27 protein-coding genes are annotated in these 23,156 nt (G+C 61.3%); 8 read left to right on the top strand and 19 right to left on the bottom strand.

Going from position 1 to position 23,156, the window contains the following annotated elements; all coding sequences use genetic code 11:
- Window positions 1-19 precede the first annotated feature (19 nt).
- A complete protein-coding gene (locus tag ASE36_RS04460) occupies window positions 20-421 on the top strand; it encodes a response regulator (RefSeq protein WP_062275939.1) in 402 nt (133 codons plus the stop codon).
- A gap of 70 nt (window positions 422-491) precedes the next feature.
- Here the strand turns inward: ASE36_RS04460 and ASE36_RS04465 are convergent, their stop codons facing one another.
- The 8 genes from ASE36_RS04465 to ASE36_RS04500 form a co-directional block, all read right to left on the bottom strand.
- Entirely contained in the window at window positions 492-1,568 is a 1,077-nt protein-coding gene (locus ASE36_RS04465; protein ID WP_156378559.1) for a hypothetical protein, read from the bottom strand.
- Between the two features lie 12 nt (window positions 1,569-1,580).
- Entirely contained in the window at window positions 1,581-1,967 is a 387-nt protein-coding gene (locus ASE36_RS04470; RefSeq protein WP_082510830.1) for a hypothetical protein, read from the bottom strand.
- 95 nt (window positions 1,968-2,062) lie between these two features.
- The gene (locus tag ASE36_RS04475) at window positions 2,063-2,995 is read right to left on the bottom strand and encodes a glycine--tRNA ligase subunit alpha (protein ID WP_062278053.1); all 933 of its coding nucleotides are present in this window, start codon (window positions 2,993-2,995) and stop codon (window positions 2,063-2,065) included.
- A 164-nt stretch (window positions 2,996-3,159) separates the two neighbouring features.
- Entirely contained in the window at window positions 3,160-4,164 is a 1,005-nt protein-coding gene (locus ASE36_RS04480; protein ID WP_274533375.1) for a PAS domain-containing sensor histidine kinase, read from the bottom strand.
- Window positions 4,165-4,405: 241 nt separating this feature from the next.
- Window positions 4,406-4,600 (bottom strand): hypothetical protein, encoded by a 195-nt coding sequence (locus ASE36_RS04485; protein ID WP_062275945.1) that lies wholly within the window; start codon window positions 4,598-4,600, stop codon window positions 4,406-4,408.
- A gap of 36 nt (window positions 4,601-4,636) precedes the next feature.
- Window positions 4,637-5,500: a S49 family peptidase gene (locus tag ASE36_RS04490; RefSeq protein ID WP_062275947.1), complete on the bottom strand. Its 864-nt coding sequence runs from the start codon at window positions 5,498-5,500 to the stop codon at window positions 4,637-4,639.
- Window positions 5,501-5,591: 91 nt separating this feature from the next.
- The gene (locus ASE36_RS04495) at window positions 5,592-6,365 is read right to left on the bottom strand and encodes a tRNA1(Val) (adenine(37)-N6)-methyltransferase (RefSeq protein WP_062278059.1); all 774 of its coding nucleotides are present in this window, start codon (window positions 6,363-6,365) and stop codon (window positions 5,592-5,594) included.
- Window positions 6,366-6,394: 29 nt separating this feature from the next.
- On the bottom strand, window positions 6,395-6,625 hold the full coding sequence (locus ASE36_RS04500; RefSeq protein WP_062275949.1) for a DUF2007 domain-containing protein: 231 nt from the start codon (window positions 6,623-6,625) through the stop codon (window positions 6,395-6,397).
- A 107-nt stretch (window positions 6,626-6,732) separates the two neighbouring features.
- On the opposite strand from ASE36_RS04500, the gene ASE36_RS04505 reads away from it, so the two are divergent.
- The 4 genes from ASE36_RS04505 (at window position 6,733) to moaB (ending at window position 11,141) form a co-directional block, all read left to right on the top strand.
- Window positions 6,733-7,749, top strand: a complete 1,017-nt coding sequence (locus ASE36_RS04505; protein WP_062275951.1) for a polyprenyl synthetase family protein — start codon at window positions 6,733-6,735, stop codon at window positions 7,747-7,749.
- 118 nt (window positions 7,750-7,867) lie between these two features.
- Window positions 7,868-9,679: a tetratricopeptide repeat protein gene (locus ASE36_RS04510; protein WP_062275953.1), complete on the top strand. Its 1,812-nt coding sequence runs from the start codon at window positions 7,868-7,870 to the stop codon at window positions 9,677-9,679.
- 5 nt (window positions 9,680-9,684) lie between these two features.
- Window positions 9,685-10,599: a 4-(cytidine 5'-diphospho)-2-C-methyl-D-erythritol kinase gene (locus tag ASE36_RS04515; RefSeq protein ID WP_062278062.1), complete on the top strand. Its 915-nt coding sequence runs from the start codon at window positions 9,685-9,687 to the stop codon at window positions 10,597-10,599.
- On the top strand, window positions 10,596-11,141 hold the full coding sequence (gene moaB / locus ASE36_RS04520) for a molybdenum cofactor biosynthesis protein B (RefSeq protein WP_062275955.1): 546 nt from the start codon (window positions 10,596-10,598) through the stop codon (window positions 11,139-11,141). The genes ASE36_RS04515 and moaB overlap by 4 nt, the downstream gene beginning before the upstream one ends.
- A 10-nt stretch (window positions 11,142-11,151) precedes the next feature.
- Here moaB and ASE36_RS04525 read toward each other — a convergent pair whose 3' ends face one another.
- Window positions 11,152-11,673: a hypothetical protein gene (locus ASE36_RS04525; protein ID WP_062275957.1), complete on the bottom strand. Its 522-nt coding sequence runs from the start codon at window positions 11,671-11,673 to the stop codon at window positions 11,152-11,154.
- Window positions 11,674-11,803: 130 nt separating this feature from the next.
- On the opposite strand from ASE36_RS04525, the gene ASE36_RS04530 reads away from it, so the two are divergent.
- Together ASE36_RS04530 and ASE36_RS04535 are read left to right on the top strand one after the other, a co-directional pair.
- Entirely contained in the window at window positions 11,804-12,961 is a 1,158-nt protein-coding gene (locus ASE36_RS04530) for a PA0069 family radical SAM protein (protein ID WP_062275959.1), read from the top strand.
- 143 nt (window positions 12,962-13,104) lie between these two features.
- A complete protein-coding gene (locus tag ASE36_RS04535) occupies window positions 13,105-13,779 on the top strand; it encodes a ribonuclease HII (RefSeq protein WP_062275961.1) in 675 nt (224 codons plus the stop codon).
- Between the two features lie 22 nt (window positions 13,780-13,801).
- Here the strand turns inward: ASE36_RS04535 and ASE36_RS04540 are convergent, their stop codons facing one another.
- The 6 genes from ASE36_RS04540 to ASE36_RS04565 all read right to left on the bottom strand — a co-directional run bounded on the left by ASE36_RS04540 (window position 13,802) and on the right by ASE36_RS04565 (window position 16,993).
- Complete coding sequence (locus ASE36_RS04540; RefSeq protein ID WP_062275963.1) at window positions 13,802-14,284, bottom strand: hypothetical protein; 483 nt, start codon at window positions 14,282-14,284, stop codon at window positions 13,802-13,804.
- Between the two features lie 83 nt (window positions 14,285-14,367).
- The gene (locus ASE36_RS04545; RefSeq protein ID WP_062275965.1) at window positions 14,368-14,853 is read right to left on the bottom strand and encodes a F0F1 ATP synthase subunit B; all 486 of its coding nucleotides are present in this window, start codon (window positions 14,851-14,853) and stop codon (window positions 14,368-14,370) included.
- A gap of 5 nt (window positions 14,854-14,858) precedes the next feature.
- On the bottom strand, window positions 14,859-15,446 hold the full coding sequence (locus tag ASE36_RS04550) for a F0F1 ATP synthase subunit B (RefSeq protein ID WP_062275967.1): 588 nt from the start codon (window positions 15,444-15,446) through the stop codon (window positions 14,859-14,861).
- Window positions 15,447-15,525: 79 nt separating this feature from the next.
- Window positions 15,526-15,753, bottom strand: coding sequence for a F0F1 ATP synthase subunit C (locus ASE36_RS04555; RefSeq protein WP_006466154.1), 228 nt, complete (start codon window positions 15,751-15,753; stop codon window positions 15,526-15,528).
- Between the two features lie 68 nt (window positions 15,754-15,821).
- Window positions 15,822-16,574 (bottom strand): F0F1 ATP synthase subunit A, encoded by a 753-nt coding sequence (locus ASE36_RS04560; protein ID WP_062275969.1) that lies wholly within the window; start codon window positions 16,572-16,574, stop codon window positions 15,822-15,824.
- A gap of 56 nt (window positions 16,575-16,630) precedes the next feature.
- A complete protein-coding gene (locus ASE36_RS04565) occupies window positions 16,631-16,993 on the bottom strand; it encodes an AtpZ/AtpI family protein (RefSeq protein ID WP_062275971.1) in 363 nt (120 codons plus the stop codon).
- Between the two features lie 377 nt (window positions 16,994-17,370).
- On the opposite strand from ASE36_RS04565, the gene ASE36_RS04570 reads away from it, so the two are divergent.
- A complete protein-coding gene (locus ASE36_RS04570) occupies window positions 17,371-17,565 on the top strand; it encodes a hypothetical protein (RefSeq protein WP_062275979.1) in 195 nt (64 codons plus the stop codon).
- A gap of 2 nt (window positions 17,566-17,567) precedes the next feature.
- On the opposite strand, the gene ASE36_RS04575 is transcribed toward ASE36_RS04570, so the two are convergent.
- The 4 genes from ASE36_RS04575 to apbC form a co-directional block, all read right to left on the bottom strand.
- Complete coding sequence (locus tag ASE36_RS04575) at window positions 17,568-18,698, bottom strand: cell wall hydrolase (RefSeq protein ID WP_062275981.1); 1,131 nt, start codon at window positions 18,696-18,698, stop codon at window positions 17,568-17,570.
- A 216-nt stretch (window positions 18,699-18,914) separates the two neighbouring features.
- Complete coding sequence (locus tag ASE36_RS04580) at window positions 18,915-20,816, bottom strand: potassium transporter Kup (RefSeq protein ID WP_062275983.1); 1,902 nt, start codon at window positions 20,814-20,816, stop codon at window positions 18,915-18,917.
- A 15-nt stretch (window positions 20,817-20,831) separates the two neighbouring features.
- Window positions 20,832-21,809: a magnesium transporter CorA family protein gene (locus tag ASE36_RS04585; protein ID WP_062275985.1), complete on the bottom strand. Its 978-nt coding sequence runs from the start codon at window positions 21,807-21,809 to the stop codon at window positions 20,832-20,834.
- A 150-nt stretch (window positions 21,810-21,959) separates the two neighbouring features.
- On the bottom strand, window positions 21,960-23,126 hold the full coding sequence (gene apbC / locus ASE36_RS04590; protein ID WP_062278065.1) for an iron-sulfur cluster carrier protein ApbC: 1,167 nt from the start codon (window positions 23,124-23,126) through the stop codon (window positions 21,960-21,962).
- Window positions 23,127-23,156: the final 30 nt, after the last annotated feature.

The raw sequence follows: 23,156 nt of genomic DNA on the forward strand, positions 1-23,156 counted from the left end.
GGGAGAAAAGGAGGACAGCATGATCACGGTACTGTGCGTCGAGGACGAAAGAGACGTCCGTGAACTGATCGTCGAAGAGCTGGAAGATGCGGGCATCCGCGTTCTGCAGGCGGAAAACGGCAAGGAAGGTCTGGACAAGATCCTGAGAGACCGGCCAGACATCGTGATTTCAGACATCACCATGCCGGAAATGGACGGGATCTCGATGCTCGGCGAGTTGCAGATCAACCATCCACAATTCTCCAACATGCCCTTCGTCTTCCTGACGGCGCTGGCGGACCGGGAGAAAATGATCGAAGGCCTGGGCGCGGGTGCTGAAAGCTACCTCACCAAACCGATCGACTTCGACGTGCTGATGGCCAAGATCCACGGGCTGGTCGTCCGGATCGAGAACCGGGTGGCGGCGGGGTTGGAGTTTTAAGGGATAGGACGAAGTCCAATCAGATCGCGGGGACGACAGCGCTGATTTGAAGAAGGCGTGGCCGCACACTTCACGGCATCTCCTCTTGCCATTTGGGCGCGTAGACAGCGCCGCCGGACTTGATACGCCAGTCCTCAAACCTTTGCCGCCATGGGCCTTCTGCATCAAGCGCGATCGCGAGAGGCAGGTACCTCTCTAAGTGCGCAACCGACATCGGGCTAGAGAGAGGCTGCGGGAGATCCTCTCCTTCCTGCATGAGTTGCTGCAAGAGGAGCACGTGCCGACGAATATGATCTTGTTCACGGGACTGTATTCGCAAAAGCAAAGGCCAACATACAGCGAATGCGATGCCGGTGCAGCCGATGGCCCAGCTCACCACCTGTGTGCGCCCCAGGAGCAAGCCAGCCTGTGTGGCCAGCAAAGCCGCCAAGGCCCCAAAGAGCACGAAGCTTGTGCAGATGACGATCAAAAGCATTCCAGCCTGCCGATGCGAGAGATGCTGTTCCGAGAGGTTGGGATGCAGAGTTTTGATCCAGTTGCCTGTAATTGCCGCTGCTCCGAAGAGGCTCAGCAGTTCCATCAGCCAGTAGCCTCCACAGTAGGCTGCCGCAATCGAAAGGCATAACGGCACAGCAACGACGATCCTAACAGCCGGTGATCCGAACAACCGAATGCGTCCCCGTTGCTGGTATTCAAGCTGAACATCGCTTGCAAAACAGCCAGACCCCTTGCGCTGCAACTCGTCTAGAGAAAGGAATTTGAGCGTGCCCCGTTGTCCTCGCAAGCTTCCCAAGACGGCTTTGGTCGCCTGCGGAATTGCAGCCATTCGCCTTCTCGACAGCTTCAGCCTCGTGCCAATGAAAGAAACCTCGCCCTCCCGCTCCGCGACGCGGGCCAATCCAGCTATCGCCAGCGAATAGGCCGAGGCCTTGATCCCAGACAGATAGGGACTTTGGGAGTTCTGGTGCGCGAGATAACCCACTAGCCCGGGAGACAAACGGGTGATCAGGAACATGTGGGGCCGATCAAGGTCCATGTCCTTAAATCGGGTCAGTCGCCACCACGTGTAGAGACTGACGAAAATCATGACGACGATCATTGCGCCATTGAGCATGGCAGACGTCAGCAACCAGAGCCCGGATGACATGCGAGCCCACAATCACTTCTCGTTGTAGACCGTGCAGAACAACCGCAAACCGGATTTCGCCCGGGTGAAAACCGTGTAGGAGGCGATCGCGAAGCCCTTGCCCGACCAGTATTTCTTATTTTCCTCAAGGTTGTTCCAGCCGTCGATCACCCAGCCGATGTTTTTGCTGTTGACGGTGTAGTGCAGCCGGACCAGAGCGCTCTCGACGCCTAGACCTTTCTTGCCGCTGTCCTTGCAATCCATCTTGGTGACAATCATGCCGCTGCTACCAAGCTTGTCTGCGTATTTGAACACGACGCTGCCCGACATCCAGTCAGACGTCTCCGCTTGCGCGGCGCCCGCTGCCCCCAGCAAGAGTGTAACCATGACGCAAGAAGCAACGGACCGAGCGATATTCATGAATTCCCCCAATTCAATAAGCTGAGGGAATGTTACCGAAACCTAAACTCAATTCAAGGTTGAACCACCATATCTCTGAAAGTTTTCGAGGCGACTTAAGCCGCCCGACCGAAGTTCGCGCCACCCGCATCGGTCAGCAGAAACGCCTCGCCGCAGCTCTTGGCCAGCGCGCGGACGCGACCGATATAGGCCTGGCGTTCGGTGACCGAGATGACGCCGCGGGCGTCGAGCAGGTTGAAGATGTGAGAGGACTTGATGCACTGGTCATAGGCCGGGAAGACGCATTTGTGCAGGCGCTGGTTTTCACTATCTGAGGGGGCGCCGGCGGCGAGAAGCGCCTGGCATTCCTTTTCGGCATCGATGAAATGGCGATGCAGCATCTCGGTGTTGGCGAATTCGAAGTTGTGGCGGGAATATTCCTGCTCGGCCTGCAGGAAGACGTCGCCGTAAGAAATCTTCTCTTCGCCTTCGCGGCCGTTGAAGTTCAGGTCGTAGACGTTGTCGACGCCCTGGACATACATGGCGAGACGCTCAAGGCCGTAGGTCAGTTCGCCCGCAACCGGCGAGCAGTCGATGCCGCAGACGGCCTGAAAGTAGGTGAACTGCGAGACTTCCATGCCGTCGCACCAGCATTCCCAGCCGAGGCCCCAGGCGCCGAGCGTTGGGCTTTCCCAGTCGTCTTCTACGAAGCGGATATCATGCAACAGCGGGTCCAGCCCGATCGCCTTCAGCGAGCCGAGATAGAGTTCCTGCAGGTTGGACGGGTTGGGCTTCAGGATGACCTGATACTGGTAGTAGTGCTGCAGGCGGTTCGGGTTTTCGCCGTAGCGGCCGTCGGAGGGACGGCGTGAGGGCTGGACGTAAGCAGCGCGCCAGGGCTTGGGGCCGAGCGCGCGGAGCGTCGTCGCCGGATGGAAGGTGCCGGCGCCGACTTCCATATCGTAGGGCTGCAACACCGCACAGCCCTTGTCCGCCCAATAGGCATGCAGCGTCAGGATCAGCGCCTGAAAGGAGCGCTTGGGGTCCATGTGCGGGGCAAGGGGCGTGTTCATCGGGCTATCCATCGGCAGGGGCTGACATTTGTTGCCCGTCTGGTGCCACGAGCCGAGGGAAGGGTCAAGCACCCGCGATCCCGTCTGTCCTTCGCCGGGCCTGGGTGACACAGGCAAAGCTTTCGCCGCAGGCTCACGGCTCAGTGGTCGAGATCCGACACCTGATGCAGCTTGCCGACCAGCGAGAAGGCAACGCCGTCAACAGCAAAGTCGATCTTAGCCTGGCCCTTGAACAGATCGGAGACGATGCGTTCGGTCAGCCGAGACCCAAAACCTCGCCGGCTGGGTTCCGACACGGCCGGGCCATGGCTTTCGCGCCAGTCGAAGGTGAAGTCGTCGCCGAGTTGATGCGACCAGGATATTTCGACGCGACCATGCGGCACGGACAGGGCACCGTATTTGGTGGCGTTGGTTGCCAGCTCATGGACGGCGAGTGACAGCCCGAGCGCCTGTTGGGCCGAAAGATAAACCCGCGGGCCGCGCATCTGGATACGATCGCGGCCGTCCCTGTGCGGGGCAAGTGCTGCATCCGTGATGGCGGTGATCTCAGCGGCTGTCACGCTCATGCCTGTCAGCAGATCCTGAGCCTTGGCGAGTGTCTGGATGCGCGCGCTGATGGTGGTGCTGGCTTCTGCGAGAGAGGAGGCACCGCGCAGGCTCTGGCTGATGATGGCCTGGACCATGGCCAGCGTGTTCTTCATACGATGCGCGAGTTCGCGGTTGAGCAGCTTCAGCTCGTCTTCATACTGCCCGCGCTCGGCGAGGTGCTTCTGCGCTTCCCGATAGGCAGCTTCGAGCGCGTTGCGATCGGTCACAGCCTGCGTGGTCTCGGTAACCGTGTTCAGCAGGCCGGCGATCGTTCCATCGTCATCATAAAGCGGGCTGTAGGAAAAGGTGAAATAGGTCTGCTCTTCGTAGCCATTGCGGGTCAGCACGAGCGGCAGGTTTTCCTGCCACGTACCCTTGCCCGACAAAGCGCTCTCGACGAAGGGCAGGACGTCGTTCCAGACGTCGGCCCACAGCTCGCGGAAGGGAGTACCCATCGCGCGCTCTACGCGTTTGCCCAACATGGGAAGGTAGGCATCGTTATGAAACTGCAGGAGGTCAGGGCCCCACCAGAACGACATGGGCTGCCGAGTGGACATCACGGTTCGCACAATGGATTTCAGCGAGAAGGTCCACCCCTCGACGGGACCAAGGGACGTGGCAGCCCAATCAGTGGTGTTCAACTGCCGCGCGACGTCGCACCGAATGCCCAGGAATTCATCTTGGTTTTTCATCAAACTCCCGCGTCACGCTGTATGACAACGACAAGAAAGCGCCTGTCCGAAAATTGTTCCGTCGCTCCACCAAAAAACCGGAAGCTCAATTTGCGGCAGAACGAAGTCAGTCATCCTCTTCGCGGCGTGGACGGTATTCCCCGGTTTCCGGGTCCTGCACCAGAGTGCCGATGGCATCGGTTTCGCGCTCCTTTTCCCGAGCGCGAGAGCGGGCCGCAAGCTTTTCCGCGTCGCTGACGAACTTCCGGTAGAGCAGCCAGCTGCCGCCCACCAGGATCACAAGAAATATCAGCTGCGCCATGTCCCCTCGCCCGTCAGCCCCTGCACGTTAGCACGATCAAAGACCGTAGCGGCCCCATAGTGCCTTTTCTTCGAGCGTCTCGGCAAGACCGGCGACGGCCTGTGCAGCGATTTGATCGACCGAACCAAAGGTGCCGATCCCCGGGGCCCGACGACCGAAGAGACCCTTCGGGGCGCCGACGAGTTCGAGCCTTGCATCCTTGCCGTAACGCGACTTGATCTCTTCGCGCAGGCCGCCGAGCCGGTCGACGAGGCCGAGTTCGAGCCCCTTGCGGCCCGTCCAGAACAGGCCGGAGAACACGGTCGGGTCATCGGCAAGCAAAGTGCCGCGACGCGCCTTGACCATGCCGATGAAGATGTCGTGGATCTCCAGCTGCAGGGTCTTCAGATATTCGATGTCGCTCTGCTTTTCCGGCTGGAAGGGATCGAGGATCACCTTGTTTTCGCCGGCCGTATAGACGCGGCGTTCGACGCCGATCTTCTTCAGGAGTTCCGGGAAGCCAAAACCGCCAGAGACAACACCAATCGAGCCGACGATGGAGGTGGCATCCGCGATGATCTCGTCACCGGCAATGGCGATCATGTAGCCACCGGAGGCTGCAACATCCTCGACAAAGACAAGCACGCGCTTGTTCTTCTCTTCGGCCAGCGCGCGGACGCGGTCATAGATCATGCGCGACTGAACGGGCGAGCCACCCGGCGAGTTAATGGAAAGCGCCACGGCCGGGCTGTCCTTCATGGCGAAGGCTTTTTCCAGCTGGCCGGCGATCGACGCGAGGTTCAGCGCCGGGCGAAAGCGCGAGCCACCGCTCATGATCGGCCCGTGCAGCCTGACGACCGGAATGACGATACCCTTCTTGCGGAAGCGCTTGGGAACCAGCCGTTTCAGAAAGTCTGCCATGGTCGCGTCTTAACTCCTCACGATCTTACTCTGACCGGAGATGTAAGGAGCCGCAGGCCGAACACAATGGTTTGGCTAAAAATCAGTGTTTTCAACGCAAGCGGCGATAGCCGATGCGTCCGTTGTTGAGGTCGTCGACGAAGGGCGCGAACGCATGCGCGTCCGGTCGGTCGTGCATCAGAAGCGGCGCCCTCAGCTGCAGGCGGGCGCGCGAGCCCTTGATGGCGGTTACGAGGATGCGGGTTGCATTTTCGCCGGCCCGGGGATGGATTGCGGTGATCTCAATCCCGCCAAACCGCCGGCCACAGGCGGCGATGATGTCGGCGATCGATTGCGGGCGTGCGATCAGGGACAGCTGGCCGCCGGGGATCGTGATGGCACCGGCCGTGCGTATCCAGCTTTCGAAGAGGTCGTTCGTCATGGCATGGGCCTCCGCTTTCAGGACATCCGGGGTCTTTCGATCGCCGGGGTCGTTGAAGGGCGGGTTCATGATGACGTGGTGGAAGCTGTCGTCGGCGAGGCCTGTGGCGACACGGGGGCGGCCAGTCAGCGTGACATCGGCTTCTATGACCTCGGCCCTTTCTGCAATCTCCGCGTTCTGCGGCAAGGCCAGGCTCTTTCGCGCGAAGGCAGCCATGTCGGGTGAGCGTTCCACCAGAACGACGGACGCCTTCGGCAGCCGGGCGGCGACCGCGAGGCCAGCTGCGCCTGCACCGGCGCCAAGGTCGGCGATGCGGACGGGCCTGTCATCGACCACAAGGGCTGCGAGCAACATGGCATCCATGCCGGCCCGGTGGCCGCGTCCCACAGGCTGCACCAGATGAAAGGCGCCGCGGTGAAAGGCGTCGATCGTTTCGTCAGTCATCGAAGAATGCACCGGCTCCATGGCGGGCCTCAGGCGTCGCGGTCACGCAGCTCGGCCCCGAGACCGGCATCGGTGAGGATGCGTCGGGCCTGATCGACATAGTCGCCATCGACGAGCAGACGCCGCTGCAGCATGCCGAGCGAACCTTCGAGGATGCTCATCGACTGGTCGGCGATCATCACGCCAATGCCGGCATCGCGCATCAGGCTTTCGGCAAAGGACAGGAGAACGACGTCGTTGCTTCGGATGATTTCATGCATTTTATTGCGAAAACTCCTGGGTTTGGCCCGGCGGGACAATTCGCCCCTTGCCGTGCAGGCCTCGGCTTTTTATGGTCGGGCACCAAAATGAACAGGAGTCCGGTGCGTTGGGCGTAGTCATACCGCTTGAGGAAAACAAAAACAAACAGGCATCCGTCAAGCCTCTGGTGGACCTGACCAAAAGTGGAATGGAGCGCGTCAACCAGCTGATCCTGTCGAAGGCCGGCTCCGATGTGCAGATGATTCCGGAGGTGGCGAACCACCTGATTTCATCCGGCGGAAAGCGTTTGCGCCCCATGCTGACGCTCGCGACGGCCGCCATGTTCGGCTATGAGGGCGACCATCACATCAAGCTCGCGACCTCCGTCGAGTTCATGCACACGGCGACGCTTCTGCACGACGACGTGGTGGACGAAAGCGATCTTCGTCGCGGGAAATCGACGGCCCGTACCATCTGGGGCAATCAGGCGAGCGTGCTTGTCGGTGACTTCCTGCTCGGCCAGGCCTTTCGCATGATGGTGGAAGTCGGGTCGCTGGAAGCACTCGACGTTCTCTCCACGGCGGCCTGCGTGATTGCCGAGGGTGAAGTCCTGCAGCTCTCCGTCGCCAAGAACATGGAGACGACGGAAGACGATTATCTTGCGGTCATTCGCGCCAAGACTGCTGCGCTCTTTGCGGCCGCTGCCGAAGTCGGCCCGATCGTCGCTGGGACCGACCGGGCGACCCGCAGTGCGCTCAAGTCCTATGGCATGAATCTCGGCCTTGCCTTCCAGCTGGTCGACGACGTGCTGGATTACGGTGGCAAGGCTGCCGAAACCGGCAAGAATGTCGGCGACGATTTCCGCGAGGGCAAGATCACGCTGCCGGTCATCCTCTCCTATCGCCGGGGGACCGCTGCCGAACGCGACTTTTGGAAAGCCTCCATCGAAGGGGGCGAAAACGACGATACCAGGCTGGAGAAGGCGCTCGGCCTCATCGGGAAATACGGAGCCCTCACCGACACAATCCAGCGGGCTCAGCATTACGGCACCATTGCGCGCGATGCGCTGGCGCCGCTGCCGAACTCGCCGTGGAAAGACGCGCTGAACGACGTGATCGATTTCTGCATCTCGCGCGTCAATTGACGCGAGAGCTGTGGATCGCCTTGCGAGGCTGCTTCAAAAAAGCCATTCTGTGCGTGAATCATCGCGTGTCGTCCGTGTGGGCGAGAATGCTTGTCATCGGTTCCTGAAAGGCTCGTTCATGCGGCAAAGTCCCGCCCTTCGCATCCTCGCCGGCACTGCGCTGGCGCTGCTCCTCGGCGTCTCCTTCGCGCAATCGGCCTCATCTTCCAAGCCCGCTGCGCCGGATGCGACCGAAAGCTTCGACTACGGTACCGTGGACTCCTTTGCCGGCGCCTTCCTTGCCGCGCGCACCGCCGAGGCCGATCGCGACTACAAGAACGCCATCCAGTTCTACAAGAAGGCTCTGGATTTTTCGCCGAACGAGCTCGAGCTGCAGCAGCGCCTGATGATTGCGCTGTTCATGGACGGTGATTTCGATGAAGGCGCCAAGCTCGCCAAGCTCCTGGAAAAGGATCCGGCAGTCGAACGGGTGACGTCGGTTGCCTTGAGCTTCCAGGCCATCCGCGACGGCCATTACGAAAGAGCGCTGAAGACACTGAAATACGAGGGGCCGAACGACCTCGACCGGTTGATGAACGAATTGCTGATCGCCTGGACCAAGGTGGGTCAGGGCAAGGGCAAGGAAGCCCTGAAGCAGTTGCAGGATCTGAAAGGTCCGAGCTGGTACGGCATCTTCAAGAGCTACAATATCGGCGCAATCGCCAGTGTCACCGGCGACGTGGACACGGCGCGCAAGGCGCTGAGCGAAACGGTCACGGACCGCAATGGCGGGGCGACAGCGCCTGACACGTTCGCCCGCGCGGTCATGGCACTTGCCACGCTCGAGGCCAATGCCGGCAACAAGCAGAAGGCGCTTGATGCGCTGTCGGCCGGCGACGAGCTGATCACCAATTTCGCCCCGTTCAAGGCACTTCGTGATGAAATCGAGGCCGGCCGCAAGCCGAAGCCGACTGTTGAGACGGCGGCGCAAGGTGCGGCCGGTGTTCTCTTCTCCATCGGTGGCGCGCTCAACCGCGACGGTGCGGAAGATACCGTGATGCTTTATCTGCAGTTCTCCCGCGCTCTGGACGCGAAGGCTGCGGATACGCTGATCCTGCTCGGCGGCATTGCCGAAAAGGCAGAACAGGCCGACAAGGCCATCGAATTCTACCGCCAGGTGCCGGAAACCTCGCCGATGCGGCGGGTCTCCGAGCTGCAGCTCGGCCTGACGCTGGCTGAGACGGGCAAGGTTGAAGAGGCGCGCAAACATCTGCAGACGCTGATTGCCTCGGATCCGAAGGACATCCGCAGCTACCTCGCCTATGGCAGCGTGCTCTCCGACGCCAAGGATTATGCGGCGATGGCGGAGAATTACGACAAGGCCGTGGAGATGATCGGGCCCGCCCCGAACCGCAATCACTGGTCGGTCTTCTTCCAACGCGGCATCGCCTATGAGCGGCTGAAGAAGTGGGACAAGGCGGAGCCGGACTTCAACAAGGCATTAGAGCTCAATCCGGACCAGCCGCAGGTGTTGAACTATCTCGGCTATTCGTGGGTCGACATGAACCGGAACCTGGACAAGGGTCTGGACATGATCAAGAAGGCCGTAGAGCTGCGCCCCGACGACGGCTACATCGTCGATTCTCTTGGCTGGGCCTATTACCGCCTCGGCCGCTTCGACGAGGCTGTGACTGAGCTGGAACGGGCGATCGAGCTGAAGGCCGGTGACGCGACGATCAACGATCATCTTGGCGACGCCTACTGGCGCGTGGGCCGCAAGCTCGAAGCCACTTTCCAGTGGAAGCGGGCGCTGGCTTCAGAGCCGGAAGAAGCTGAAATCCCGAAGATCCAGGCGAAGATCGAAAAGGGTCTGCCGCCGATCGAATCGGATGCGGCGAAGGTGAATGCCGAACCGGCCGCCGAGCCGAAGAAAGACGACAAGAAGACCTGATGCCGATGACGGCTGCCGAGGTCATAGCGCCGGGGCGCGTCGAGGAGACGGCTCCGGCCAAGATTAATCTCGCTCTGCATGTGACCGGTCAGCGTGCCGATGGCTATCACTTGATCGACAGTCTTGTGACCTTCGCCGAGGATGGGGACGAGCTGAGCTTCGTGTCGGCCGAGACCGACAGCCTGACGCTTGCCGGGCGCTTCGGCTCGGTGCTGGCCTTCGATCCGGCCGGACAGGACGGCAATTTGGTGCTGCGCGCCCGCGACCTGCTCAGGGCAGCCCTCGACGAGACCGGGCAGCCCCATGGACCCGTTGCGATCACTCTCGACAAGAACCTGCCGATCGCCTCGGGGATCGGCGGCGGCTCGGCGGATGCGGCGGCCACGCTGCGCGGCTTGATGCGGCTGTGGCAGGCCAAGCTTTCCGAGGACAGACTTCAGGCCATCGCGCTCAAACTCGGTGCGGATTTGCCGATGTGCCTGATGTCGAGGCCGCTTCGGGCCCGAGGCATCGGTGAAGAGCTGGAGCCGATCACCCTTCCCTCCTTTCCGATCGTGCTGGTCAATCCGATGAAAGCCGTCTCCACGCCGGAGATTTTTCGGCGGCTGGCGCGTCGTGACAATGCTGCGATTGGCATGCTGCCGCGCGAGGGCGACGCTACCGGCTGGCTGGTGGGCCTTGCCGGCCTGCGAAACGATCTGCAGCCACCGGCGGAGGCGCTGGTGCCGGAGATTGCCGAGGCCTGTGACTATCTTCGCCAGAGCCTTGCCGGCTTCGTGCGCATGTCAGGTTCCGGCGCCACCTGTTTCGGTCTTTATGAAAGCGAGGCCTTTGCGCTGAGGGCAGCCCTTGCCCTGTCCAACTATCGGCCGGACTGGTATGTCTTGCTCACCCACACGATCGCCGGAGAACCGTCATGAGCCGGATCGACGAAAGCCGCCCCTTCATCCCGGTCGGCATCGCCGTGCTGACCGTGTCCGACACGCGCACAACCGCTGATGACCGCTCCGGCGATACGCTCGTGGCGCGGATCGCGGAGGCCGGTCACCGGCTCGCGGCACGGGCAATCGTGAAAGACGACAAGGCAGCGATCTTCGAACAGGTGCAGGGTTGGACGACAGACCCCGAGATCGATGTTGTCATCACCACCGGGGGCACGGGATTTACCGGCCGCGACGTAACGCCAGAGGCGCTGGAGCCGCTGTTCGAGAAGAAGATGGACGGTTTTTCGGAAGTCTTCCACCGCATCTCCTATGACAAGATCGGCACGTCGACGATCCAGTCGCGCGCGACCGGCGGGGTGGCGAATGCCACCTTCATCTTCGTGTTGCCCGGCTCACCCGGCGCCTGCAAGGATGCCTGGGACGGGATCATCAAGCTGCAGCTCGACTATCGTCACCTACCCTGCAATTTCGTAGAGATCATGCCGCGGCTCGACGAGCATCTGAAGCGGGGAGGCTGAGGCCTGGCTATTAGCGGCGGGCTTCGCGCGCGACCCGGGATGGGATGATTTCGCTCGCCAGACGCCGCGCCTTGTGACCCCGCGCGAGCTGCAACAGATCCGTCTGCGAATCGACGATAGCCAATGCCTGGCGCTTGGGGATCAGCAGCCCCGTTTCGAGTGGCGCGCTGCGACGCGTAATGCGGCGGTAGAACGGCAGGCGATAGAGCCGGGCTTCGGAAAAGCGCGCCGGGACGCCGTGGAGGGCCATATACTCAGCCACCTCGTCGATCCAGCCGGCGCCCAGGCGGGCACCCGGCTCGACCAGAAGCAGCCATTCGCCGCGAGCCTTCGCCAGCACGTCCTTCATGTCCCATTGCTGATAAAAGCGGCAGCCGGCGGCATCTGCGACGGTCGAAGAGCCGTCCTGCGAACCATGGTCGAGGACGATCACATCGCTCACCAGACCCTCGACCGCACCAGCCACCAGCACGGACAGCGTCTGTGCGAGTTCCGGTTCCTGATCGTGGCATTCCATGACGACTGTCAGCATTGCCTACATCTATCGCATTGCACAAAGTTTTGCCACTGAGAGATTCATGAAGTTTGTTCTTGCATTGTTCTCATTTGTGGCTTAGGAATAAAGTCATTGAGCGGGCCACCGAAGCCTGCGAGGAGCAAACATGAACGAGCTGTCTCTTGTGAGCCAGGCTGCCTTTCAGCCCGGCAATACGGCAGATATTGCCGATGCAGTCATGGGCGCCTCCGGCCTGCGGATCGAGATCGACCGCCGGCGCGGACGGGCAGCGGGTATGAACCCGTCCGGCAGGTTCGAAAAGCTCGAACGGGTGGCCTTCGATGACGGCTGGCAGATGCTGGAGGAGATGCCGCCGTTCAAGACGGAAGTGCAGGTCGAAAAGCCGCGCACTGTCATCACCCGCAACGATTCGCCTGATATTCCCTTCGACCGCTCGATTAATCCCTATCGCGGCTGCGAGCATGGCTGCATCTATTGTTTTGCCAGGCCCACCCACAGCTATATGGGCCTGTCTGCCGGCCTCGATTTCGAGGCGAAGCTGTTTGCCAAGCCAGATGCGCCGCGTCTCCTGGAGCGCGAACTGTCGAAGCCAGGCTACAAGGTGAAACCGATCGCGATCGGCACCAATACCGACCCCTACCAGCCGATCGAGCGGGAATGGCGGATCATGCGCCAGATCCTCGAGATCCTCGACAAGGCCAACCACCCGGTGGTGATCGTCACCAAGTCGGCGCTCATCCTGCGCGACATCGATATCCTGAAGTCGATGGCCGAACGGGGCCTGGTGAAGGTCGGGATTTCCGTGACCACGCTCGACCGGAAGCTTGCCCGGACCATGGAGCCGCGCGCATCGACGCCGCCCAAGCGGCTGGAAGCGATCAAGACGCTGTCGGAAGCCGGTATTCCCGTGGCGATCATGATGGCCCCTGTCATTCCGGCGCTGAACGATCATGAGATCGAACGCATCCTCGACAGCGGCAAGGCTGCTGGTGCCTCAGAGGCGAGCTATGTGCTTTTGCGGCTGCCGCTCGAGGTGAGCCCGCTGTTTCGCGACTGGCTGCTGCAGCATTATCCGGACCGCTATCGCCACGTGATGTCGCTGGTGCGCTCCATGCGCGACGGCAAGGATTATGACGCGGAGTTCGGCAAGCGGATGAAGGGGGCCGGTCCCTATGCCTGGCAGATCAGCCGGCGCTTCGAAATGGCAACGAAGCGGCTTGGTCTGATGCGCCGCAGCCTCCATCTTCGCGAGGATCTTTTCCTGTCGCCCAACAGCGATGGGGTCCAGCTTTCGCTGCTCTGACAGCGGATGTGTTTTTGAATTCCGGTGCTGTTGTCCGCCGCCTCGCACCGGATGTAGTCCCTGGTAAGCCGCCCCCAAGGTCGTCAAACGCCGAGGGGACCGGGGACTTGCAGGAGGTCGGGTGCGCGTGCGATTTCTGCCGCATGAAAACGCGCACGCCACCCGATTCTCCTGGCCTTTTTCCTGACCTGCCGCTCGTCCCGGATTTCTCGTTGGAGAGCCGTGCGAAGCGGCGGGGGAGCTGGCCGGTTGCCGGCACCGACGAGGCGGGCCGTGGCCCTCTCGCAGGCCCTGTCGTTGCCGCCGCCGTCATTCTCGATCCCAAGCGCATCCCTGATGGCCTCAACGATTCCAAGAAACTGTCCGCCCGGCAGCGCGAGGCACTTTACGAGGAAATCATCGCGACGGCGACAGTCTCGATTGCTTCATCTTCGCCGCGCCGGATCGATGTGATCGACATCCGCAAGGCGAGCCTTGACGCCATGCGCCGCGCGGTCGCTGGGCTCTGTCTCGAGGCAAGACACGTGCTGACAGACGGTCGCGACGTGCCGCCGGGACTCGACTGCTCGGGCGAAGCCGTGGTTAAGGGTGATGCCCGCTCGGTTTCCATTGCCGCTGCCTCTATCCTTGCAAAGGTCATGCGCGACAGAATGATGGTGCGGGCCGGCCTTGTTTATCCCGACTACGGTTTCGATCTGCATGCAGGCTATGGCACCGATCGGCATCGCAGCGCGATCGTGGCGCATGGTCCCTGCCCACTGCACCGGATGAGTTTCCGCCCGCTCAGGCCGGCGCTGGAGTCAAATCTCGCGCTGTGATGGAAACGTGCCCTCGGTCCGCCTAGCGCCCGCAGATTTCGAAAAGGGCCGAGCCGGCGATCGCTGCCCCCTCCAGGGGTAGTTCAGTCACATCCTTGCCCACAGCGACAGTCAGCCTCTTACTCGCCGTCAGCAAGCCAAGGAGGTTTGCCCCTGCGGGAAGGTCTGCCTCGAGAATGAAAAGGTCGTCCATCTCCAGCCGCGTACCGGTCGATTTGACAGATATGGTCTGTTTTCCGGCTTTCAGCGTCACGTCATAAAGTGCGCCATCTTTCGGCTGCTTCGGCTCATAGGGGTAGACGAGGTGGATGGGGCTGCCACTCTGCTCGCAGGCGAAAGACAAAAGGACGTGGTCGCTTTCAGCGACGCCATAGACGAGCTGTGCTGCGCCATCGCCACTCCAACCATGCCAGGCCAGTTTCTCCTCACCCGAGGCCGGCCAGGTCGATATCAGGCTCCCGAGTGCTGCTACGGAAAAGGACAGAAAGAGTGTGCGTAATGTCATGCCGATCACTCCAAACGAAAAACGCCCCAATCGCTGAGGATCGGGGCGTTTGAAAGCTACGGCGCAATCGACGCCGCCCGAACTCAGTTCAGGCGCGACTTTACCTCACCGACAGAAGCCTTGAACAGCGCCTGCTGGACGCTTTCGTCGGCCTTCTTTGCCAGAACCTTCTCGGCAGCAGCGATGGCGAGATCAACGGCTGCAGAACGCACGGCGTTGACGGCTTCCGTCTCGGCCTGCTTGATCTTCTGCTCGGAGAGCGCGTTGCGGCGCGCGATGAACTCTTCGGTCTTCTGCTTGGCTTCAGCAGCCAGTGCGGTCGCTTCGCGCTCGGCTGCTGCGACAATGCCTGCTGCTTCGGCCTCGGCTTCCTTGCGCTTGCGCTGATATTCGGCCAGCAGGTGCTGGGCCTCTTCGCGCAGCCGCTTGGCCTCGGCCAGTTCAGCGGTTATCTTGTCGGCGCGTTCGTCCAGCGACTTGGCGATGATGCCAGGCACCTTGAGGTAGACGATCAGGGCCAGGAAAAGAACGAGGCCGACAAAGGCGTAGAATGTTGCGTCGAAATGCATGTTGCTTACGCTCCCTGCTTGGCGACGCCGGACACGGCGGCCTTGATGTCAGCAGCGGTCGCCTTGGAACCGATCAGTTCCTCGACGATCGAACCAACGGTGTCGATGGCGATCGTGTCGACTTCAGCGAATGCCTTTGCCTTGATTTCGGCGATGCGCGTTTCGGCAGCGGCGATCTTGGCGTTCAGGTCGGCTTCGACCTTGGCGCGTTCGGCGTCAGCCTTTGCCTTGGCTTCGTCGCGGGCGACGGAAGCGATCTGGCCGGCTTTCGCCTTGGCTGCGCTCAGTTCGCGCTCGTATGTTTCAATGGCGGCATCGGCCTCAGACTTAAGGCGAGCTGCCTCGTCGAGGTCCTGCGCGATGCGGTCGTGGCGATTCTCGAGAATGCTGCCGACACGCGGTACGATGACCTTCTGCATGAGCATGTAGAAGAGGCCGAAGGTGATGACCAGCCACAGCAGCTGCGAGGCAAAGGTGGTGGTATCGAACGGCGGGAACACACCGGTGGCATGCTCCTCATGGGCAACGCCGGTCTCGGTGTTAATCTGGCCCTCTGCCGGCGCTTCTTCGGCATAGGCGGGGGTCACGAACATGCTCACCTCCAGGTGTATTCAAATGCACAGGATCACGGCTGCCCTGCGGCGCGCCGTGATCCCAGACTCAAAGCCGGTATTAGACGGCGAAGAGGAGCAGGAGAGCGATGAGCAGCGAGAAGATGCCCAGAGCTTCCGTGACGGCGAAGCCGAATACCAGACGGCCGAACTGGCTGTCAGCGGCAGACGGGTTGCGCAGAGCGCCCGACAGGTAGTTGCCGAAGATGTTGCCGAGGCCGAGAGCCGTGCCGGCCATGCCAAAGCAAGCCAGACCTGCGCCGATGTACTTTGCTGCTTCCGCTTCCATGAATGAACTCCTTCGAGATGGTTGTTTGCGGCTGTTGACTGGCGCGACAGCGCCGATGTCGGTGATCCTTAGTGCCCGCCGGGGTGTATTGCGTCGTTGAGGTACATGCAAGTCAGCACCGCAAAAACGTAAGCCTGGAGGAAGGCGACGAGGAACTCGAGACCCGTCAGGGCGACGGTCATGAGAAGGGGCAGGATCGCACCACCGATGCCGAGAGCGCCAAGTGCGCTGAGCGAGGTGACGAAGCCTGCGAAAACCTTGAGCGTGATGTGTCCGGCCAGCATGTTGGCGAAGAGACGCACGGAGAGCGAGATCGGACGCGACAGGAACGAAATGACTTCGATCATGATGACCAGCGGCAGAAGCGCCCCGGGAACACCGCTCGGCACGAAGATCTGCAGGAAGTGGAAGCCATGCTTATAGAAGCCGTAGACCACCACGGTGCCAATGACGAAGAGCGCAAGCGCAAAAGTCACGACGATCTGACTGGTGATCGTGAAGAAGTAGGGCATCATGCCGAGCAGGTTCGCCGTCAGGATGAACATGAACAGCGAGAAGACCATGGGGAAGAACTTCATCCCGTGACTTCCTGCCCCTTCTCGGAGCATCGAGGCGATGAACTCGTAGGACATCTCGGCGACCGACTGCATGCGCGTCGGGATCAGGCCGCGATTGGCCGTGGAGAAATAGAGGAAACCGGCGGCAACGGCGACCGTTGCGACCATGAAGAGCGATGCGTTGGTGAACGAAAAATCAATTCCGCCAATTTCGATCGGCACAATCTTCTGAACCAGGAACTGATGAGTAGGATCGTTCGACACGTTCTGCTCTTTCGCTTTTGCCGCCAGAGGCGGGCACTTCCGTCCTGCAATGACCGTTAAAGGTCTTCGCCCTTATCTTTCAAATCCATTCTGCGGTCGGCGGGATGTGGCGAGGCCACCATTCCGACAGTCCGCATGACGTTCAACACGCCGGCACAGAAACCGAGGAGCAGCATCACGATCATGCCCCAGGGACCCGTGCCCACAAAGTGGTCAAAAAGATAGCCCAGGATCGCACCAACGATGACGGCCGAGATGAATTCACTCGAGATCTTCATCGCCATACCGTAGCCCTTGCGGGTTTCCTCGGCGCGGATCTCGTCGCGTTCTTCGGTCTTGTCCGCGACACCCCGCTGTGCGAGTTCCGCAGCCAATCGTCGACGACGTTCGTCCAGACTTTCTTCCCGGTTATCCGTCATGATCCTCTACGCCCGCTCCGTCTTCGATGGGCCGTTTGCGCCCGAATTGAATGCAGAAACGGCCGGAGACAAACCCTTGTGGCCCGCTTTGAAGTCGGGCGCACCATAATTTTGAGACCCCGCATAGTCAAGGCATAGAAGGGGCAAGTTACACCACAAATTAACCGAAAAAAATCATAGACTTAAGTGTAAGGTCGCGTTTCCTGCCGGATGACAAGAGACAAATCGAGCCACTTGGTCGCGGCAGCTGGCGGGAATCCGTGGAGAGGCAAGAGACGGAGTCGCTTAGCGAGCGGCCCCTAAGGCCGGCTCAACGTCGCTTGCATTTCCTGTGAGGAACAAGGAAGCTGAGGCTCTCAGCGGTGGCGAGGTGAAGCATGGCACGGTTCTTCATGCGTATCGTGATCAGCCTTGTGCTGGGCTGGTGGATCGGCGTGGAGATCGGCTTGACTTTCTGGCCGGAGAGCAATCTCGGCCCCTTGATCCCGATCCTATTCGCCGTTCCTGTCACCTATCTCCTATCATTCCTGATCGTGCCGGTGTTCACCGGCTGGCTATCCCGACTGCGATAGCCTCAGCTCCAGCCGCCGCCATAGGTGCGATAGAAGATGTGCTTGCCGATTTTTTCCACCCGCTTCATCGTGGGCGCCCAGTTCGGCCGGACATAGGTGGCGTGATAGTGGGTGGCCGAGCCGACGTCCTTGAACCAAATCTTGCCGGCGGTCACGGCCATGGCGATCTCCTTGGCGATCTTCCAGTGGCGCGGCGACGTCACCAGATCCGGGATGCGGTCGCAGGCGAAGGAGAACTGGCAGCGATTGCGGAGGTCTTCATTCTGGTACACGACGCCGCAGATCGAATTGGGGTAGTAGGGATTGCGGACCCGGTTGAGAATGACCTGGGCGACCGCTGCCTGGCCTTTCACCGATTCTCCGCGCGCCTCGAAATAGATCCCTTCGGCCAGGCACTTCTGTTCCTTGGTGGAGAAGACGGTCGCCGGGAGCGGGGTCGCCGCCCAGGCATGGTCCTGCGGACCGATATCGGGAATGAAGCGGCCGGCACCCTCATCCTTGTCGGCGAGGATCGAATCGAAGGGTGAGACGCTGGCATAGTCGGGGGCCGGCGGCGCGTAGGCGGTCGCCAGCACATCCGGTGTCGTGTTCGTGACGAGATCTGCGATCATGGCGGGCATGGCCGCATCGGCGGGCCGGGCTTCGCGCTTGAAATAGAAGCTTGCAAGCTCCACCGGCTTTGCCTTGCGATCCTCACGCGAAAAGGCGGCAGGTCCGTTAACCCTGGGATCGAGAAGAAAGCTTGTCCGCTGAAGGATCGATCCGGCCGAGAAGGCACGCGGCGGCAACATGGGCTCGACCGCGACCACCCTGCCCTTCTTCAGATCACGCGTCACGCGCATCTCGTCCGGCAGAGCATCGGGATCGGCCTTGCCGCCATCGAAGGCAATGCGGCGACCGTCGGGAAGCACCAGGCCGGTTCCCGCCTGCAGGCTTTCGGACTGTTCGCCGGGGAAGGACAGGCTCGCGGCGTGGATCGAACCGGCGGGCGACGCCGTCAGGACCATGCGCCAGTTGCTGGCACCACGGTCGAGACCGGCCAGCATACCGGCCATATCGGCCTGAGCGGCAACGGTTGGGAAGATCAGCCAGGATGCGAGGCCGAACACCAGGGGAGAGGCCCAGGTCTCCATGCGAGACAGGGCCTTCTTCGAAGGACGCAACGAGAGACGCAAGGCCAAACTCCAACACTACGCGGAAGCGACGGGGACTACATTAGCAAACTATCTCTCGTTAACCTTGATGGATGGTTAACGCGGGGCGCGGGCGGGGCGGAAGAGCATCCTCCAGACGCAAAAAGCCGGCGGGTCGCCCCGACGGCTTACTATCTTTTGCTGAACGAAGACCGATCAGATGATCACGTGCGAGCCCAGTTCCACCACACGGTTGGCCGGGAGGCGGAAATAGTCGGACGGGTCGGCGGCGAGGTCGGCAAGGGCAATGTAGAGGCGGTCCTGCCAATGGGGCATGCCCATAGATTTGCCGGGCACAAGCTTGCGGCGTCCGAGGTAGAAGGAGGTCGACATGATGTCGAACTTCAGTCCGCCGCGGCGCAGGCTGGCCAGGGTCTTCGACACGTTCTGGGTCTCCATGAAGCCGAAGCGGATTTCGACACGTGAGAACCGTTCCGACAGTTCCTCGACCTCGAATCGCTGTTCATCCGTGACGCGCGGACGGCCAAGAGTGCGGATCGTCAGGATGATGTTGCGCTCGTGGATGACGTGGTTGTGCTTGAGATTGTGCATCAGCGCCGCCGGCGCCCGGGTGGGGTCGCTGGTCAGGAAGATGGCGGTACCCGTCACACAGGCGGGGCCATGGTCACCCTTCTTCTCGATCATGCCGATGAAGGATTCGAGCGGAATATCGTCGCGGCGGGTCTTCTGGAAGATGATTGCGGTGCCACGCCGCCAGGTCCACATGACGATGGTGAAGGCTGCCGCGAAAAGCACCGGCACATAGCCGCCGTCATGGATCTTCAGGAGGTTTGCCCCGAGGAAGACGAGTTCAAGCACGAGAAGCGGCGTCAGCACGGTGACGGCCAGCGCCAAACTCCATTGCCACTTCTTGCGCACGAATTCGAAGGCCATGATGGTCGTGACCACCATGGCGCCGGTGACGGAGATACCGTAGGCGGTGGCAAGGCCTTCCGAACTCTTGAAGAGAAGGACCAACGCGATCACACCGAAGAGCAGCAGCGTATTGACCGATGGCAGGTAGATCTGGCCGGTCTGTGTCTCGGAGGTGAACAGGATCTGCATGCGCGGCAGGAAGCCGAGATGGATTGCCTGACGCACCAACGAGAAGGCGCCAGTGATGACGGCCTGGCTGGCAATGATCGTCGCAAAGGTGGCGAGGATAACGATCGGCAACAGCGCCCAAGACGGGAACATCAGGAAGAACGGATCAGAGGCGGCGGCCGGGTTGTGCAGGACGAGAGCGCCCTGACCGAGATAATTCAGCACGAGCGCCGGGAAGACCAGCAGGAACCAGGCCCACTGGATGGGACGGCGGCCGAAATGGCCAAGGTCGGCATAGAGCGCTTCGGCGCCGGTCACAGTCAGGAAGACGGCACCCAACACGACGATACCGAGAAAACCCTCTCGCAGCATGAAGCTTATCGCATACCACGGATTGAAGGCGGCAAAGATGCCCGGATCGTCCGAGATATGGGCAATGCCGCCCGCGGCCATCACGATGAACCAGACGGCGGTAATCGGCCCGAAATAACGCGCCACGGCGCCGGTGCCACGCGATTGAACGGTAAATAGACCGATCAGGATGACGATCGAGATCGGCAGAATGAACTCCGACATGCTGGGGGCGACAAGCTTCAGGCCCTCGACCGCCGACAGGACCGACAACGCCGGCGTGATCATGGAATCGCCGAGAAACAGAGCGGCACCGATCAGGCCAAGCACCATCAAGATCTTGCCGTGTCCGTTGGCGGTTTTCGACAGAAGCGCCAACAGCGAGAGCGTGCCGCCTTCGCCGTCATTGTCGGCGCGCAGCAGGAAGAGGACGTATTTGAGCGTCACGATGATGGTGAGCGCCCAGATCATCAGCGAGATAAGGCCGATGATCTCGACGCGGGTGATGCCGTCGGCGCCGATCGGCTTCAGTGCCTCGCGGAACGCATAAAGCGGGCTCGTGCCGATATCGCCATAGACGACGCCGACGGAGCCGAGCGCCAGCACAAACAGGCTGCGCAAGTCCTTGGGACCAGTCACCGACTGGGTTTCGCTGTGTTGCATGGGACTACAGGCTCGTCAGAGCCAGCCTTTCCAACGGAAAAACAAGAAGGGTATTACTGCCGAGACCAGCATGGCGACCAGCGCCAACGGGTATCCGAAGCTCCAGTCGAGCTCCGGCATCAGTCGGAAGTTCATGCCGTAGATCGACGCGACGAGCGTGGGCGGCAGGAACACCACGGACGCAATCGAGAAGATCTTGATGATGGCATTTTGCTCGACACTGATCAGGCCGAGCGAGGCGTCGAGCATGAATGTAATATTATTGCCGACGAATGCAGCATGCTCCGCCAGCGACTGGATGTCGCGGGCAACAATGGTGCAGAGTTCAGTTGCCAGCGTATCAGACCGAATGACCGACTGGGAGCTGAGGAAGGTGACCAGACGGGAAAGGGAGACGAGACTGTCACGCACCTTGCTGACCAGCTGATGGTGCGCGGCAATGTCGAGCAGCTTGTCTTCGAGAAAGCGCGGTGGGCGCCGCTTGGCAGCCTTGCGATCGACAAAGACGGCAACCGACAGCGCATCGAGCCGGGCCGCCAGCGTTTCGAGAATTTCCGCCGTGCGGTCGGCAACCGTTTCAAGCAGGCTGCCGAGCAGCGCGGCGCCCGACTTGCACTGTCCGTTCAGCCTGAGGAGGCTGGCGGCGAACAGGGCGAAGGATTTTGGCTCCGCATAGCGGATGGTGATCAGCCGGTTGTCATGCAGGATGAAGGCGATATCGGTCAGCTGCGGCAGAGGTGTATCGGCCTTGTAGATCAGCGAGGCCGTCATGTAGACCGCGTCATTCTCTACATAAAGGCGGCTGGAAGGCTCGATGTCCTTCAACTCCTCCCGGGTCGGCAACGGAATGCCGATCGAGCGCTCGACATATTCCTCTTCCTCGACACTCGGGCTGATGAGGTCGATCCAGATGATGTCCGGAGAAATGTGGTCTTTGGCGGACTGGGGGCCGAGAATCTCGGCGCTGCCGTCTGTTCTATAGGCCCTGATCAAGGACAGGTCGCTCTCATGGTCGCCTCGGTGACTGTGGGCGGGGACACAATCACAGTCCGTTGATAAAGCCAAGACGAATCACGCGGCGGGAGATGCGTCGTTTGCACAGCTGCTCCGCAAAAACGACGCATCAAAACCTGTTTTCTGGCCTCATTCGAAGACGATGGCGGGCGCTGCGCGACCCGAACGTGCCTTAACCTCGGCCCAAACCTTCTCGGCAATCGACAGGTAGACCGCCGTTTGCGGGCTGTCCGGCTCGGCGACCACGACGGGGGTGCCGGCATCGGAATGCTCGCGGATGGAGATGGTGAGCGGCACCTCGCCGAGGAAAGGCACGCCGATCGCCTCGGCTTCGGCGCGGGCACCCCCATGGCCGAAGATATCGTAGCGATTGCCGGTATCCGGGGCGATGAAATAGCTCATGTTCTCGATGATGCCGAGCACGGGCACTTCGACCTTGTTGAACATGTTGAGGCCCTTGCGGGCATCGATGAGAGCAAGATCCTGCGGGGTGGAGACGATTACGGCACCGGACAGCGGTACCTGCTGGGCCATGGTCAGCTGAGCGTCGCCTGTGCCGGGCGGCATGTCGACAACGAGGACATCGAGATCACCCCAGGCGACTTCCCGCAGCATCTGCATGAGGGCGGACTGGACCATGGGGCCGCGCCAGATCATGGCGGTGCCCTCGTCGACCAGAAAGCCCATCGACATTACCTTGATGCCGAAGTTCTCCATCGGAACGATGATGCGGTTTTCGATCTGCTGCGGGCGTCCGGTGATGCCGAGCAGGCGCGGCATCGATGGACCATAGACATCGGCGTCGAGGATGCCGACGCGCAGGCCATTCGCCTTGAGCGCCAGTGCCAGATTGACCGCCGTCGTCGACTTGCCGACGCCGCCCTTGCCCGACGCGACGGCGATGATCGCGCCGATGCCGGGCACACCTGCCTTCGAGCGCTGGGTGCCGGAGGGGGCCGGTGCATGGCTGTGGCCCTGCGCAGGGGAATGCGAATGGGCGGGCGCGCCGACCTGCGGGCGCGGCGGGGGCGGTGCGGAGCCCTGCTTACGCTCGGCGGTGAGGCTGACGACGGCACCCTTGACGCCGGGAAGCGCCTTCACGGTGCGCTCGGCCGCCTGGCGCAGCGGCTCCAGTTCCTGGGCGCGTTCTGCCGGCACATTGATGGAGAAGTAGACCTTGCCATCGGAAATGAAGATGTCGGAGACCATCTTCAGTTCGACGATGCTGCGGTCGAGGTCTGGCCCCCGAACACGCCCCAGCGCTTCCAGAACCACGTCGCGCGTCAACTCGGCCATCATCTTCCTCTTTCCGCTGCATTCTGCTGC

This window comes from Rhizobium sp. Root274, from assembly GCF_001429245.1.
Classification (GTDB): domain Bacteria; phylum Pseudomonadota; class Alphaproteobacteria; order Rhizobiales; family Rhizobiaceae; genus Allorhizobium.

What these genes read in the sequence shown, in the direction of transcription:
- ASE36_RS04485 (WP_062275945.1), bottom strand. Translation starts at nt 4,600, where the DNA reads ATGGCGCAGCTGATATTTCTTGTGATCCTGGTGGGCGGCAGCTGGCTG.
- ASE36_RS04475 (WP_062278053.1), bottom strand. Translation starts at nt 2,995, where the DNA reads ATGGACCCCAAGCGCTCCTTTCAGGCGCTGATCCTGACGCTGCATGCC.
- ASE36_RS04480 (WP_274533375.1), bottom strand. Translation starts at nt 4,164, where the DNA reads ATGTCCACTCGGCAGCCCATGTCGTTCTGGTGGGGCCCTGACCTCCTG.
- ASE36_RS04575 (WP_062275981.1), bottom strand. Translation starts at nt 18,698, where the DNA reads ATGGAGACCTGGGCCTCTCCCCTGGTGTTCGGCCTCGCATCCTGGCTG.
- ASE36_RS04495 (WP_062278059.1), bottom strand. Translation starts at nt 6,365, where the DNA reads ATGACTGACGAAACGATCGACGCCTTTCACCGCGGCGCCTTTCATCTG.
- ASE36_RS04565 (WP_062275971.1), bottom strand. Translation starts at nt 16,993, where the DNA reads ATGACGGATAACCGGGAAGAAAGTCTGGACGAACGTCGTCGACGATTG.
- ASE36_RS04550 (WP_062275967.1), bottom strand. Translation starts at nt 15,446, where the DNA reads ATGTTCGTGACCCCCGCCTATGCCGAAGAAGCGCCGGCAGAGGGCCAG.
- ASE36_RS04530 (WP_062275959.1), top strand. Translation starts at nt 11,804, where the DNA reads ATGAACGAGCTGTCTCTTGTGAGCCAGGCTGCCTTTCAGCCCGGCAAT.
- ASE36_RS04525 (WP_062275957.1), bottom strand. Translation starts at nt 11,673, where the DNA reads ATGCTGACAGTCGTCATGGAATGCCACGATCAGGAACCGGAACTCGCA.
- ASE36_RS04540 (WP_062275963.1), bottom strand. Translation starts at nt 14,284, where the DNA reads ATGACATTACGCACACTCTTTCTGTCCTTTTCCGTAGCAGCACTCGGG.
- ASE36_RS04555 (WP_006466154.1), bottom strand. Translation starts at nt 15,753, where the DNA reads ATGGAAGCGGAAGCAGCAAAGTACATCGGCGCAGGTCTGGCTTGCTTT.
- ASE36_RS04490 (WP_062275947.1), bottom strand. Translation starts at nt 5,500, where the DNA reads ATGGCAGACTTTCTGAAACGGCTGGTTCCCAAGCGCTTCCGCAAGAAG.
- apbC (WP_062278065.1), bottom strand. Translation starts at nt 23,126, where the DNA reads ATGGCCGAGTTGACGCGCGACGTGGTTCTGGAAGCGCTGGGGCGTGTT.
- ASE36_RS04545 (WP_062275965.1), bottom strand. Translation starts at nt 14,853, where the DNA reads ATGCATTTCGACGCAACATTCTACGCCTTTGTCGGCCTCGTTCTTTTC.
- ASE36_RS04570 (WP_062275979.1), top strand. Translation starts at nt 17,371, where the DNA reads ATGGCACGGTTCTTCATGCGTATCGTGATCAGCCTTGTGCTGGGCTGG.
- moaB (WP_062275955.1), top strand. Translation starts at nt 10,596, where the DNA reads ATGAGCCGGATCGACGAAAGCCGCCCCTTCATCCCGGTCGGCATCGCC.
- ASE36_RS04515 (WP_062278062.1), top strand. Translation starts at nt 9,685, where the DNA reads ATGACGGCTGCCGAGGTCATAGCGCCGGGGCGCGTCGAGGAGACGGCT.
- ASE36_RS04465 (WP_156378559.1), bottom strand. Translation starts at nt 1,568, where the DNA reads ATGTCATCCGGGCTCTGGTTGCTGACGTCTGCCATGCTCAATGGCGCA.
- ASE36_RS04470 (WP_082510830.1), bottom strand. Translation starts at nt 1,967, where the DNA reads ATGAATATCGCTCGGTCCGTTGCTTCTTGCGTCATGGTTACACTCTTG.
- ASE36_RS04535 (WP_062275961.1), top strand. Translation starts at nt 13,105, where the DNA reads ATGAAAACGCGCACGCCACCCGATTCTCCTGGCCTTTTTCCTGACCTG.
- ASE36_RS04460 (WP_062275939.1), top strand. Translation starts at nt 20, where the DNA reads ATGATCACGGTACTGTGCGTCGAGGACGAAAGAGACGTCCGTGAACTG.
- ASE36_RS04510 (WP_062275953.1), top strand. Translation starts at nt 7,868, where the DNA reads ATGCGGCAAAGTCCCGCCCTTCGCATCCTCGCCGGCACTGCGCTGGCG.
- ASE36_RS04580 (WP_062275983.1), bottom strand. Translation starts at nt 20,816, where the DNA reads ATGCAACACAGCGAAACCCAGTCGGTGACTGGTCCCAAGGACTTGCGC.
- ASE36_RS04500 (WP_062275949.1), bottom strand. Translation starts at nt 6,625, where the DNA reads ATGCATGAAATCATCCGAAGCAACGACGTCGTTCTCCTGTCCTTTGCC.